We start from the raw sequence: 13,509 nt of genomic DNA on the forward strand, positions 1-13,509 counted from the left end.
GAAGCCGGCGGACTGCATCCCCTCGACCAGCCGCTGCCGCTCGGCGTCGGCCTGGTGCCGGCTTCAATGCCAACCCCGCCACCCTCGATGCCAAGGCCGTCATGACCTATGCCGGCAAGGCGCAGGAGCAGACCGTCACCGAGTTCCTGCTGAACGTGATCCCGAATACGGTCATCGATGCATTTGCAAAAGGCGACATCCTGCCCGTCGTGCTGATCTCGCTCCTGTTCGGATGCGTGCTGGCGCGGCTCGGTGATCGCGGGAGACCTGTCAAGGACATGATCGATGCGGCGAGCGGCCTCGTTTTCGGCGCGATCAACATCATCATGAAGCTCGCCCCAATTGGGGCATTCGGGGCCATGGCCTTCACCATCGGCCGCTACGGCGTCGGCTCGCTCGGTCCGCTCGCCATGCTGATTGGTACGTTCTACCTGACGTCGGTCATCTTCGTGGTGGTGGTGCTCGGCGGGATCGCATGGGCCGCCGGCTTCAACATCTTCCGGTTCCTGGCCTACATCAAGGAAGAGATCCTGATCGTGCTGGGCACCAGCTCATCCGACTCGGCCTTGCCGTCCCTGATGGAGAAGCTGGAGCGCCTCGGCTGCTCGAAACCGGTCGTCGGGCTTGTCGTGCCGACCGGGTACGTCTTCAACACCGATGGCACCAGCATCTACATGACGATGGCGGCCCTGTTCGTGGCCCAGGCCACCAACACCGACCTGAGCCTGACGCAGCAGCTCGCCATCTTTGCCGTCGCCATGCTGACCTCGAAAGGCGCGAGCGGCGTCACCGGCGCCTCCTTCATTGCCCTTGTCGGAACGCTCTCGGTGGTGCCCACGATCCCGGTGGCCGGAATGGCCCTGATCCTTGGCGTTGACCGCTTCATGAGCGAGGCCCGGGCGCTGGTGAACATGATCGGCAACGGTGTTGCCACGGTCGTGATGGCCCGATGGGAGGGAGAGCTCGACCAGGCTCGCATGGATGCCGTGCTACGCGGCCACGCCGGAGACGAAGATGCAGTCTCCCTGGGCGATGTCGAAGCCATAGCATCGCGCCCCAGGACATCGCCCGTCGAGCAGGTGGCATGAGAGCTCAAGCCAATATCCCGGTAGCGTGCGTGCTGCCAGGACCCAGGGTATGCTTCCGAAGGAACCGAGTGATGCCGATCTACAGCCTTGACGGGATTGCTCCCGAGTTTCCGCACCCGCAGCAGATCTGGATCGCACCGGATGCCAACGTGATCGGCCGCGTCCGGCTCGGGTCCGATGTCAGTGTGTGGTTCGGGGCCGCGCTCCGCGGCGACAATGAATGGATTGAGATCGGTGCCCGCTCCAACATTCAGGATGGTGCGGTGCTTCACACAGACATGGGATATCCGCTCACGATTGGCGAGGGTGTCACGGTTGGGCACCATGCCATTCTGCACGGCTGCTTCATAGGCTCGAACACGCTGATCGGAATGGGGGCGACGATCCTCAATGGAGCCCGGATCGGCGCCGACTCGATCGTGGGAGCGAACGCCCTTGTGACCCAGGGCAAGGAGTTCCCGGACGGGTCCTTGATCGTCGGCTCGCCGGCGAAGGCCGTGCGTTCCCTTGATGCCGAGAGCATTCAGCGGCTCCGAGCGAGTGCAACCCGCTATGTCGAGAACGGCCGCCGGTACACGGGCGAACTTGTACGTATCGACGAAGCTCGCGCGAAAATATGACGAGTGCCGCAGCGTTCCGCGTCGGATTTAAAGGGGCCTGACGCCAATGCATCGCGTTCGGCTCCCGGGCTAACCGGCAGACGGTGTGCCCTCAACTGGCTGTTCGGGCGAGCCGATCCTTCATCAGAGGAGAAGCGGCAGATAAAGCGCGCTGATGGTCCCGGTCAGCACCAGCACAGCGGCGATGGTGGCTCCCAGTGAGCCTTGGTCATTGTCGCGATCCCTGGCTGTTCTCTCAAAATTCCAATGTCATCAGCCAGAACCGGCGCAGGATCCGGGCTCGTGCTGGGGCGGACAACCCATCTGCCGGGAGGGTTGGAAGAAGGGATTCCAGATGCCTTCAGACACCCCTTCTTCCATTTCCAAGCGATTGGTCCGAGCGCCCTTTGTGTTAGGCGGCAACGGCGAGAGCCGTCCCGGTTAGGCGTCCGAGCTCGACCTTTGCTCCGTCAATGGCCTGATCCCGGATTTCCGGCCCAAAGGCCAGACGTTCCGCCCGCACAAACGAGACGTCGGTGATGCCGATGAAGCCGAGCATCGTGCGAAGGTGGGGCTCCTGCGAGTCCATCGCCTGGGCCGGGCCCTCACTGTAGAGGCCGCCGCGGCTTTCCACCACGATGGCGCGCTTGCCGGTCACGAGACCTTCAGGTCCCGCTTCGGTGTAGCGGAAGGTCAGGCCGGCGCGGAGCACGTAGTCGAACCAGACCTTGAGCGTCGATGGGATGCCGCTCCTGGCATGGGCCGGCGCCCTGGTCCGCCAAGGCCCCGGTCCTATGTCCAGGGGCATTCCTTCAACGGGGTTCCCGAGGCATCGGGAGGCCGGACGCACCCAACCCACCCGTGCAGGTCAAGGAGACATCTGATGAGCTGGAACCCCGCCGAAGATCCGAAACCCGGTGACAAGCACGCCTGCGACGCCATCGAGACCGTGATCGTGCCCCGCGCCCGTGACCTTGGCAGTTTCGAGGTGCGCCGGGCGCTGCCCTCGGCGCAGCGGCAGATGGTTGGTCCCTTCATCTTTTTCGACCAGATGGGGCCGTCCGAGTTCCTGCTCGGGTCCGGCATGGACGTGCGGCCCCATCCGCATATCGGCCTCTCGACCGTCACCTACCTGTTCGACGGCGAAATCATGCACCGGGACTCGTTGGGGACCGAGCTCCCCATCCGGCCGGGCGAGCTCAACTGGATGACCGCCGGCCGGGGCATCGTCCATTCCGAGCGGACGGCGCCGGAGGTGCGCGCGACGGGCTCGAAGCTCTTCGGCATACAGAGCTGGGTGGCCTTGTCGGCCAAGGACGAGGAGACCACGCCCGGCTTCGTCCACTACGAGGCGAGCGAGATGCCGGTGCTCGATGGTGACGGCAAGACCGTGCGGCTGATCGCAGGCTCCATCCTCGGCACCAGCTCACCGGTGACGACATCGAGCCAGATATTCTATGCCGACGTGGTGCTGCGGGCGGGATCCTCCGTGCCGCTCGACCCGGACTACGACGAGCGGGCAATCTACACCGTCTCGGGCGAGGTTGAGATCTCCGGCGACGTATTCCCGCCAGGGCAACTCCTGGTCTTCAGGCCGGGCGACCGCATCACGATCCGGGCGCGCAGCGATGCCCGCTTCATGATGCTCGGCGGCGAGCCGATGGACGGCCCGCGGTTCATCTGGTGGAACTTCGTCTCGTCGCGGCAGGACCGCATCGAGCAGGCCAAGGCCGACTGGAAGGCGGCGCGGTTCGACACCGTGCCGGGCGACGAGACCGAGTTCATACCGCTGCCCGAGCCGCCGCCTCCGCCGGTCCATTATCCATAGCGATGTCCGTACGGACGCAAATCTTCGACTTTCCGGGCTCGCAGGGCCAGCGCATGTCGGGTCGGCTCGACCTGCCGGAAGGAACCGCAGCCGCCTACGCGGTCCTTGCCCATTGCTTCACGTGCGGCAAGAACTCGGTGGCGGCGGTGCGGATCGCGCGGGCGCTCGCGGCCCGCGGGATCGGCGTTCTCCGGTTCGACTTCACCGGGCTTGGGCAGAGTGAGGGCGAGTTCTCGCAGGCCACCTTCAGCGGCGACGTCGCCGACCTGGCAGCAGCGGCCCGCGCGATGGAGCGGGAAGGCTATCCGCTCAGCATCCTGATCGGGCACAGCCTCGGAGGTGCCGCGGCTCTGGCAGCAGCCGGGCAGTTGCCGGACATTGCCGCTGTAGTCACCATTGGTGCCCCCTGCGACACGCAGCATTTGATCCGTCTTCTGGACGGCAGCCTCGACCGGATCCTCCGCGAAGGTGAGGCCCGTGTGAGACTGGGCGGGAGTCATTCGTCATCAGTCGGGCTTTCGTCGAGAACCTGCGCGACCAGGATCAGAGGCACCGGATCGGCCATCTCGACCGTCCGTTGCTGATCCTGCATTCGCCCCGGGACGAAGTCGTGAGCATCGAGAGCGCCGGCGCAATCTTCCAGGCCGCGCGCCATCCCAAGAGCTTTGTGTCGCTTGACCCGGCCGACCACCTCCTGACCAAGGCAGTCGATGCCGAGTATGCCGCAACGATGATTGCGGCATGGATATCGCGCTTCGTTCCCGTGATCGATCCAACGTCGGGCTAGACCAAGGACACCTAAGTGCGTGCCGAATAAAACGCTCACCATCAGTTCAGCAGGAAGGTCCGGTCCTGGCACACCTGAGACGTTCGCCCGAGGGCAGCAATCCTCACGTAACCAGACCTTCTGAAAAGTGAATGGACTTCACTGCCTGACCCAGAGCTGCCTCTAGCTTTTACAACATATTTTGCGTCTGCCACGGTTCCGTAGTTCCCGTTGCGCGAAATCACAGACCATCTGCGTCTCGGCGGAGTGCGCTTCAGTTCCTGTTCGAGACATCCCTCTCCACGAAAAGCTCTCTCGCCGCCGAGGGAGCAGGAGGGAGCCGAGTTTCAGGAGGAAACGCCCGAAGTCGGGCAAATCAAGCCTACGTCTCTGCCCCAACCGCCCCACCACTTAGATTAAACGCGGCGGCACATATCGACCGGATTGGCGCTCCTGGACCAGTGGCCGACGTGAAAACTCCCCCGTCGAGGGGCAATCGACGGGGGAGTTCTCTCAGGAGCTGACTTGCTTGTCTTTGGAGGCGGATTGATCCCGGGGGATCAAAAAGGACCAATCCACAATCCTGAGAGTATGCCTTCCGCAGGGCGACAGCCTTCACCTAAGCGAAACCAGGCCGGAGATTTTGGCCGGATCGCCGCGCAAGATCTCGCCATTATATCCGTCGGCGCCGACGGCCGTTTGTGAGCCGGTTAGACTGGCGCTCTCCTCGACTGGCGCAAGGCGCCAATTGGAAACCTTCCGAATACGCTCAGAAGACGCATTATCCGGCTCCGTAAAGGGCATTATCGGAACTTCGTGCTCGTCGGATCTAGGGCGCGTACTCACAAATCGAGCTTGATCAGCGCAGCGAACAGCATCCTCTCGGTGGTAACGTCGAGTGTTTTTGGAAATGGACGCTACCGCGCGCGCTGGAAATCCATGACACGATTATCCGCGCGTAGCTCATCCAAGGTTTTGCCGAAACAGTCGACGACGCCTGGCCGATTGGTGGGAGCTACCACGACACCTTTGGCATTCACCGTCGCTGTAAGTCTTCCGACCCCTTCGTAGACGGCATCGCCATTCGCGTTGACACTTCTGAGATAAGCGATGCGCCAGCTCTGAGCCTTTGGATCGTAGCAGGTGACAGCTAGTGGAAGATTGGAAGGAAATGTTTGGGCGGTTGCCGTCGCAAGGGTCAGGATCACTCCAGGAACGGCAATCAGTAATGGAATCTTGAGCATGTGAGAATCCTCTCCACAGCCAGTTGGCGTCATCACGCCCACTTGGCGAACACTGTTGTGGACCGCTTCTCCCGAATAGTCGAGGTCCGGATTTGAGATTGATGTTACTATCCAGACCGGTGCTGATGTTGCGAATAACTCAGCCTGCCTTGCTGATAATTACATCTGCGCCATTCGGCAGACGCTTGCCGGAACGGGTGTCGGCCTGAAGCAGTCAGGAGACCGACCCGCCTGGTCTCATAGCGCTTGAACGAAGAATAGTTGATGGAGGCGGACATGAAGCTCCTGATCGCGTTATCGGCACTCTTGGCTGGGTTCGTAGCCGCAAGCACCGAAGAGGCCCGCGCTGTGGTTTACTGCCAGTACGTCAATTATCCTGTCGGTTGCGTCGTAAGACCCGGCGTCGTGCTGCGGCCGCGGCCGGTCGCGCGTGCCGTGGCAACCCCAGGCGTCGGTGCCCCAGGCGTCGGAGTGCGGCCGGGAACACCAATGAACCGTGGCGGTCCAGTCAATCGAGCGGGCAGACGCTGAGAGCTCTTGTTCTGATGTGTCCAGCGCTCCTGCCCCATCGCCCGCGCAAGGAGCGCCAAGAGCGGACATTCAGCCTTCGGCAAGATTGCGGGATCAGCTACATCAGGGCCAAGTTTCGCAGTGGCGTCGTCAGCGCTGCACACACCCGGATCGGCACCTTCCATCGTCCTATTGCATTGTCCAGGACGCTATCGCTGGAGCCGGATGGGTCCATGGTGACAAGCCGGACACGATCACGGAAACCGCAACACGAAGAGCGTTTGTCGGCGGGTCGTCCTGATCCCGGTTTTACGTTTCACAGTGGTCCACGCCCAAACGAGCATCAGCGCCGCAGAACCAAACGGGAGGAAACAACCATGAAGACAAAAACTATCATCGCCGCCGCGCTCGTCCTCTCTTCCGCCTGCGCCTCCGACTCCGCGTGGGCGCAGGAAAAGACCCCCGGCTACAACACCAAGATACCGCCAGAGATCATGACGCCCGACACGGTGGACACGCGGATCGGCACGCTCAAGTTCGTCGATGGGTTCCCGACCAAAGAGACGAGCCAGAAAGTCTACGACCACCTTGATTTCCTCCGTGGCGTCGAGGTGTTTCTCACCCTCATGCCAGCCGCTTCCATGGAAGCAATCCGACGGGGATCCGTCGAACTGGGAGCCACGACCTCGAGCCACGTGATCATCTTCGACCAGTTGATGGACTCGAACCCGCTGTTCCTCACGGGCAATACCGACACCGTTTACGCCACGGCAATGCTCGATCTCGAAACAGACGGACCGACCGTTGTGGAGATTCCGCCGGACAGCGGACCCGGCACCGTGAACGACGCCTTCTTCCGCTTCGTGGTGGACATGGGCCCCCCGGGGCCGGACAAAGGAAAAGGCGGCAAATACCTGATCCTCCCTTCGGGCTACAAGGGTGAGGTGCCCGCCGGCTACTTCGTGGCGCGATCGCCGTCTCATGTGCAGTGGTTGATCCTGCGGGGGTTCCTGGTGGACGGCAAACCGGATGCCGCCAGCAAGCTGTTCAGGGAGGGCGTGAAGATATATCCGCTCGCGAAGGCAGATAACCCGCCAGCGATGCAGTTCATCAATGGCTCCACGAAGCCCTTCAACACGATCCACGCGAATACCGACGCGTTCTATGAGGAACTCGCGCACGTGCTCGCGAAGGAGCCGGTTGACCTGTTTGATCCGGAACTGCGCGGCCTCGCGGCCAGCATCGGTCTGCGCAAGGACAAGCCGTTCGCCCCCGATGCGCGTATGAAGGCGATCCTGAAGGATGCTGCCGCCGTGGCCAACGCGACCTCGCGGGCCATCGCCTTTCAGACCCGCGACCCGGAGGCGTACCTCTACAAGAACAGCCAATGGAAAACACTGTTGATCGGAGGCGACTACCAGTGGCTGATAGAGGGTGGGAAGGGCGGGCGCAATCTGGACGCTCGCACGGACTACTTCTACCAAGCGACGCTGAACACTCCAGCGATGGTGGCGAAGACTCCCGGTGTAGGCTCGCAATATGCCTACGCCAATCAGGAAAAGGACGGCAATTACCTGGACGGCGCAAAAAACTACAAGCTGAACATCCCGGGTAAGGTGCCTGCCAAGGATTTCTGGTCGGTGGTGCTCTACGACCCGCAGACGCGCTCCGAGCTCCAGACATCCCAGCCCTTCCCCAGCAAGAACAACAAGAAGGACGAGCTCGCGGCGAACCCCGATGGCTCGGTCGATATCTACTTCGGCCCAACCGCACCGCAGGGAAAAGAAGCGAACTGGATCGCGACGGTCCCGAACAAGAGCTGGTTCACGCTCCTCCGCCTCTACGGCCCGCTCGAACCGTGGTTCGACAAGACCTGGCGGCCGGGGGAGATCGAATTGGTGAAGTGAGCAGGGTAATCAACGACCAACCATGGAAAGCAAACGCCATGAAAACAAAAGCTATCGTCGCCGCCGCGCTCGTTGGCGCGCTGGCATTCACGTCCGCTCACGCGCAGACCGCGACGCCGGACAGCGTGAAGACGCGCATCGGCGATCTCAAGTTCGAGCTGGGCTTTCCCACTGGAGAGACGACGCGCAAAGTGTTCGACGAGATCGACTATCAGCGTGCCGTGCAGGCCTATTTGTGGGCCTATCCGGCGGTGTCGTTCGAGTCTCTTCGCATCGGGATAAAACGTGACTTCGGTGCTGATCTCAATGACATGGTCATCGCCGACAACTACTTCGATACCAAGGGCGTCTGGCTCACCGCGAACGACACGACCATCTACGCGATTGCCAATATGGATCTTGGGAAAGATGGCCCGGTGGTGGTTGAGATCCCGCCCGGAGCGATCGTCGGAATGATCGATGACTTCTGGCAGCGATCAATCGCCGACGTCGGCCTGCCCAGCCCGGACGAGGACAAGGGTGGAAAATATCTCCTCCTCCCCCCCCGGCTACAAGGGCGACGCTCCACAGGGCTATCACGTCCTCCAGGGAACGATGAACAACTACAACCTCATGGTCCGCGGCATCGTCGAGAAGGGCGACAAGGAAGCTGCCGTCCAGAACGTCAAGCAGGTCAAGGTCTATCCGCTGAGCGAAAGCGGTAGTCCCAAGCCGAACAAATTCGTCTCCATGTCGGGAAAGGTCTCGGATACGACTCCGCCGATGGGGATGGCGTACTGGGAGCTTCTTTCGGCGTTCATCAACAACAACCCGGTTCAGGAGCGCGACCGCTTCTACATGGCTATGCTCAAGCCGCTGGGCATCGAGAAAGGCAAGCCATTTCAGCCCGACGCCCGGCAGAAGGCGATCCTTGACGAGGCCGCACGAATTGGGGACGCGATGGGCCGCGTGATGCTGTTCGACGGGCCCGAACGTTTCAGCAACACCCACGCGTTTGCCGGCGCTCAATGGCACTGGCTGATTCTGGTGGAGGCGGACCAGGAAACTGAAAGCTACAGCCAGGTGGACGAGCGGCTGCATTACACCTACGGCGCGATTTACACGTCGCCCGCCATCGGCGTGACGAAAGCCGGCCCCGGCTCACAGTATGTCCAGACCTTCAAGGACAAGGCCGGTAATCGTCTTGACGGTGGCAAATCCTACCGGCTGCACGTGCCCGCGGACGTGCCGGCTGAGGCCTTTTGGTCAGTGACGGCTTATGACACCGCAACACGTTCGATGATCCAGAACCCGAGCAATGACGCGGCGCGCTCGTCCTATGACAAGATGAAGTTCAACACCGATGGGTCGATTGATCTCTACTTAGGGCCCAAAGCTCCCGCAGGTCTGGAGAGCAACTGGATCGAGACCGTCCCCGGAAAAGGCTTCTACCCGATGTTCCGCTTCTACACCCCCAAGGCAGGTCTGTTCGACGGGACATGGAAGCTGCCGGACATCGAGCTGGTGAACTGAACCGCGCCGACGCTGGAGAAGGCGGAGTGACCAAACAAACAACCGCTGAAAGGACTTACCATGAAAACGAAATCTATCCTCGCCGCGGCGCTCGTTTGCGCGCTGGGCGCCACAGCCGCTCACGCGCAGACCGCGCCGAAGATGAAGACCGACATCCCGCCGGAGATCACCACACCCGACACCGTCGAGACGCGCCTCGGCACGCTCAAGTTCACCGACGGTTTCCCGGATCAGGCCACGCGGGACAAGGTCTATGACAACCTCGACTTCCAGCGCGGGGTGCAGGCCTTCCTGACCGGCGTCCCCGGCGCTTCGGCAGCCGCCATTCGCGCGGCGATTCGGAAGTTTGGCCCGGACAACCAGACGGTCATCCTCTTCGAGTCTCTGATGGATTCGAAGTCGCTGTTCCTCACCGCCAACACTGAGAACGTCTATGCGTGGAGCTGGCTGAACTTGAAAGACGGCCCCATGGTTCTGGAAACGCCCCCGAACGTACTCGGGATTATTGATGATTTCTGGTTCCGTTACGTCAGCGATTTCGGCAACGCGGGTCCGGACAAGGGCGAGGGCGGCAAGTTCCTCATTCTGCCGCCCGGCTACAAAGGAGACGTCCCCGAGGGCTACCACGTGGCGCGTTCCCCGACCTTCAACAACCTGATTATCATGCGAGGCTTTCTCGTCGATGGCTCACCGACGCCCGCGGCTGAAAGCATCAAGAAGATCTTCCGAATCTACCCACTCGGCAAAGACGCAAGCGCCTCCAAGATGAACTTTGTCAATAGCTCGGGCCGGGAGATGAACAGCATTCACGCGAACAACTTCTCGTTCTTCGAGGAGTTGAACCAGGTGGTGCAGGAAGAGCCGGGCAGCGCGATGGATTTGGAGACGCTGGGAATGTTCGCCGCGATCGGCATCGAGAAGGGCCAGCCTTTTGCGCCCGATGCGCGGATGAAGAAAATTCTCACGGAGGCCGCGGCGGTCGGCAACGCCACGGCACGCGCCATCACCTTCGATTTTCGAATGAAGGACGCGTACCTCTACCCGAACAGTGCCTGGAACACGATGATGAGTATCCCAGGGGAGACCTATCAATATGAGCGGGATGGCGTGCGTCTCCTCGACGCTCGCAGCTACTTTTACTACTACGCCACCGGTAACACCCCGGCGATGTCAAAGAAAATGGTCGGGGCCGGGTCGCAGTATGTGATGGCGTTCAAGGATGCGGACGGTCATCAGCTCGACGGCGGCAAGACCTACAAGCTGCACCTGCCGCCCGACATCCCCGTCAGGGACTTCTGGTCGCTGGTCGTGTATGACAACCAGACGCGTTCGATGCTGCAGACTGACCAGCAATTCCCAAGCATGGGCAGTCAGAAGGAGGGGATCGTCATCAATCCGGACACCTCGGCCGACATCTACTTCGGGCCCACCGCGCCGTCAGGAAAAGAAGGCAACTGGGTCCAGACCGTCCCCGGAAAAGGTTGGAATGTGATCCTCCGTCTCTACGGCCCACTCGAACCCTTCTTCGACAAGACCTGGCGGCCGGGTGAGATCGAATTGGTCAAATAACTGCACGCATGCTTTTCCTATGGGGACGCGAGGTCAAGCTCCAGGCTGTGAAGCGGCCTTTCAAGGTGCTCCTGCCGACCGGCCAGCGACGCGACGAGATCGCCAAGGTTAGGGGCCACCGTCTCGGCCTGTTGGACACGGCTTCGGGACAAGGGCGACTTCGGGTGCTCGCGGCCGATAGAGTCTGCCGCTGATCGGGATCGCATTCGCGGACCTCAACGAGACCGTTTCGCTGGTCGTCGAGGCGCCGTCAGGCTCAAAACGGCTCTCTGAAGCGCGGAAAGGCGGCACCGGGCTTTGCAGGCAATCGCCGCCGCCGTCAGGCAACGTCAGGGCACGAGTTCGATCTCGCTCAGCCGCCATTCCTTGGTGAAGAAAGGTTCAAGCGGGCTGTAGAGGCGCAGGATCGTGAACCAACCCTTGCTGGGCATGGTCTGGATCCAGTTGCCCCGGGCGGCGCCTGGCGGCTGGGTCGGGCCGAAATAGACCGTCGTAGAGCCATCGGCGGCTGCCGAGGCAACTGGCGACGGATAGCTCTGGCTGCCGGCGCGCGGGTAGCGCTGCGGTGTCTGGAGCATCGAGCGGGTTTGGTTGTCGTAGACGGTGAACGACCAGAACGCTGCCGCGGGAATGTTCGGCGGCAGCGTGACCTTGTAGGTCTTGGCCCCGTCGAGGTCCTTCTTGTCCGCATCCAGAAAACCGATGAGATATTGCGAGCCGGCCTTGGGAAGCCGCATGATCATGCCCGGCGAGTCGAGCGTGTAGCCGTAGTAGAACGCCGTTTTCGAGTCGAGGGTCCGTGCGCCGGTCGGCGGCAGGGGTTCGAAGAAGCCTTCCTTGGTGATCATCGGCGGCGGCGTCTCGAAACTGGCCCCACCCTGCCACAGCATGTTGGTCCAGGATGAGCCGGGGTAATAAGACCAGCCGAGGGATTCGCCGGGACGCCAGTTCAGCACGCGACCGGCGGCGTTTCCAACCGCGGCCGCGTCGGTGAGGATCCTGCGCATCCGGGCGTCCGGGTTGAAGGGCTTGCCCTTCACGATACCGATGGCCGCCAGTTGTCCCGCAAGTTCGGGATTGTAGGAATCGGCCGGCTCTTGCTGGATGTTGGCGTTGATCATCTCGAAGAACGAGAAGTCGCTGGGAGGGATCGTGTTGAAGGCTTTCCCGCTCGCCTCCACGAACTTGGTCGCGGGAACGGGCGGGTTGGTTTCGAGCCTGACCTTGCCTTCGAGGGCTGTCGCGATGCCCGTGCCGAAGCCTCCCGGCGTGTAGGGATAAATCTTGAGCGTCTTCTTGATCAGCTCGACGGTCGGCTTCGGATCGTTGTCCGTGAGGAAGGCGCGAGCGGCATAGATGACCCGCGTCGTCTTCGACCGCGCGACGAAAAAGCCACCGTCCGGGAGCGGGCCGTCATAGCCCGGCGGGATAAGCAGGTATTTTCCCCCTTCGCCGCGGTCAGGGCCGGAGGACCCGATGTCGATGACCCACTGAAACCACATGTCGTTGATGGTGCCGAGCCCCTTCGGCGACTGTTCGATGACCATGGGGCCCTTCGTCAGATCCACGATACTGAAGTAATAGACGGTGTCGGCGTTGGCCGTGAGAAATAGCGAGTTCGAATCCATCAGTTCGGAGTAGATGGTGACCGTATTGTCCTCCGCGCCGATGCTGAGAAGGCCCTGACGGAACGCATACACGGATGCGCCCCCGTAGCTGTTGAGGAACGCATCGAGGGCGCGGGTGAAGTCCAGGGTGTCGTAAACCTTCTGGACGGTTTCCGGGCTGGGCGCACCGTCCTTGAACTCAAGCGGACCGATCCGCGTCTCAACTTTGTCCGGCGTGACGAGCGTCGGGGGGGGGTGCTGGGGTCGTCTGGGCGGCGGCTTCGATCGCGCCAGCGAGACCAGTGGCTGCGAGCACAATCGCCAATCCGGAGAGCCTGCTTTGAATCGAGTTCATGGTCCATCCCCTTCATCCTATCTCGCAGATCAGGGCGGAATGGCGCAGATGTCATCATCAGCAGGGCGGCTAAAGTTATTCGCAACATCAGCACCTGCCTTGGATAGTAACATCAACCTCAAATCCGGGCTATCACCAATGCCCAAACTGTCATCGAGCGGGTGTCCTGTCGCGCGTGGGAAAGAAAGCCGATGGCTTGCTGTTCAAGCGGCCGTCAAGCGAACCCCACAGCCAGAGGGTGTATTCTGCCTTGGGATCGGCCCTGCAGCGATCTCGACAGATAGCTCGCCAACACGCTGCTGCCCTTCGGGGCAACGCTTCTACATCTCCACCATCCTGCCGCAACCCCTCGTCCCATTCTGTGACCCGTGAGTAACAGGTCCCGACTTTGCGCAGGGCAGGCGGTCTGTCGTCTATCGCCCCGACCGGAACTCTGCTTGACTTGTCGTCGGCGGGCTGAGGAGTTCGCACGGTGCACCTCATGACTGAACGACGCACGACCTGCACGCTGCACGACCTGCACG

At 61.7% G+C, this 13,509-nt stretch carries 12 protein-coding genes and 1 pseudogene; 10 read left to right on the top strand and 3 right to left on the bottom strand.

Features of this window, described 5'->3' with window-relative positions; translation table 11 throughout:
- Positions 1-47: 47 nt before the first annotated feature.
- Together BB934_RS24155 and BB934_RS24160 are read left to right on the top strand one after the other, a co-directional pair.
- Positions 48-1,088 (top strand): annotated as a pseudogene (locus tag BB934_RS24155) (cation:dicarboxylate symporter family transporter); the annotation flags it as partial.
- Positions 1,089-1,159: 71 nt separating this feature from the next.
- Positions 1,160-1,708 carry a gamma carbonic anhydrase family protein gene (locus BB934_RS24160; RefSeq protein WP_099511965.1) on the top strand — a complete coding sequence of 183 codons (549 nt, stop codon included), beginning with the start codon at positions 1,160-1,162 and terminating at the stop codon, positions 1,706-1,708.
- A 391-nt stretch (positions 1,709-2,099) separates the two neighbouring features.
- Here BB934_RS24160 and BB934_RS24165 read toward each other — a convergent pair whose 3' ends face one another.
- The gene (locus tag BB934_RS24165) at positions 2,100-2,495 is read right to left on the bottom strand and encodes an FMN-dependent NADH-azoreductase (RefSeq protein WP_099511966.1); all 396 of its coding nucleotides are present in this window, start codon (positions 2,493-2,495) and stop codon (positions 2,100-2,102) included.
- Positions 2,496-2,570: 75 nt separating this feature from the next.
- Here BB934_RS24165 and BB934_RS24170 point away from each other — a divergent pair, with 75 nt between their 5' ends.
- Genes BB934_RS24170 through BB934_RS49280 form a run of 3 tightly spaced genes read left to right on the top strand, consistent with a single transcriptional unit; the run spans position 2,571 to position 4,302 of the window.
- Positions 2,571-3,515, top strand: a complete 945-nt coding sequence (locus BB934_RS24170; protein WP_099511967.1) for a pirin family protein — start codon at positions 2,571-2,573, stop codon at positions 3,513-3,515.
- Positions 3,516-3,517: 2 nt separating this feature from the next.
- Positions 3,518-4,099: an alpha/beta fold hydrolase gene (locus tag BB934_RS24175; RefSeq protein WP_237050078.1), complete on the top strand. Its 582-nt coding sequence runs from the start codon at positions 3,518-3,520 to the stop codon at positions 4,097-4,099.
- A gap of 26 nt (positions 4,100-4,125) precedes the next feature.
- Complete coding sequence (locus BB934_RS49280; RefSeq protein WP_237050079.1) at positions 4,126-4,302, top strand: hypothetical protein; 177 nt, start codon at positions 4,126-4,128, stop codon at positions 4,300-4,302.
- A gap of 896 nt (positions 4,303-5,198) precedes the next feature.
- Here BB934_RS49280 and BB934_RS24180 read toward each other — a convergent pair.
- Positions 5,199-5,525, bottom strand: a complete 327-nt coding sequence (locus BB934_RS24180; protein WP_099511968.1) for a hypothetical protein — start codon at positions 5,523-5,525, stop codon at positions 5,199-5,201.
- A gap of 276 nt (positions 5,526-5,801) precedes the next feature.
- On the opposite strand from BB934_RS24180, the gene BB934_RS49285 reads away from it, so the two are divergent.
- The 5 genes from BB934_RS49285 to BB934_RS24205 all read left to right on the top strand — a co-directional run bounded on the left by BB934_RS49285 (position 5,802) and on the right by BB934_RS24205 (position 11,023).
- Positions 5,802-6,056, top strand: coding sequence for a hypothetical protein (locus BB934_RS49285; protein WP_099513192.1), 255 nt, complete (start codon positions 5,802-5,804; stop codon positions 6,054-6,056).
- A 356-nt stretch (positions 6,057-6,412) separates the two neighbouring features.
- Positions 6,413-7,942 (top strand): DUF1254 domain-containing protein, encoded by a 1,530-nt coding sequence (locus BB934_RS24190; RefSeq protein WP_099511969.1) that lies wholly within the window; start codon positions 6,413-6,415, stop codon positions 7,940-7,942.
- Positions 7,943-7,980: 38 nt separating this feature from the next.
- Positions 7,981-8,646: a DUF1254 domain-containing protein gene (locus BB934_RS24195; protein WP_099511970.1), complete on the top strand. Its 666-nt coding sequence runs from the start codon at positions 7,981-7,983 to the stop codon at positions 8,644-8,646.
- Positions 8,555-9,454 carry a DUF1214 domain-containing protein gene (locus tag BB934_RS24200; protein ID WP_157934296.1) on the top strand — a complete coding sequence of 300 codons (900 nt, stop codon included), beginning with the start codon at positions 8,555-8,557 and terminating at the stop codon, positions 9,452-9,454. The genes BB934_RS24195 and BB934_RS24200 overlap by 92 nt, the downstream gene beginning before the upstream one ends.
- 60 nt (positions 9,455-9,514) lie before the next feature.
- The gene (locus BB934_RS24205; RefSeq protein ID WP_099511972.1) at positions 9,515-11,023 is read left to right on the top strand and encodes a DUF1254 domain-containing protein; all 1,509 of its coding nucleotides are present in this window, start codon (positions 9,515-9,517) and stop codon (positions 11,021-11,023) included.
- A gap of 329 nt (positions 11,024-11,352) precedes the next feature.
- Here the strand turns inward: BB934_RS24205 and BB934_RS24215 are convergent, their stop codons facing one another.
- Positions 11,353-12,924 (bottom strand): DUF1254 domain-containing protein, encoded by a 1,572-nt coding sequence (locus tag BB934_RS24215; RefSeq protein ID WP_237050368.1) that lies wholly within the window; start codon positions 12,922-12,924, stop codon positions 11,353-11,355.
- Positions 12,925-13,509: the final 585 nt, after the last annotated feature.

This window comes from Microvirga ossetica, from assembly GCF_002741015.1.
GTDB classification, from domain to species: Bacteria; Pseudomonadota; Alphaproteobacteria; order Rhizobiales; family Beijerinckiaceae; genus Microvirga; species Microvirga ossetica.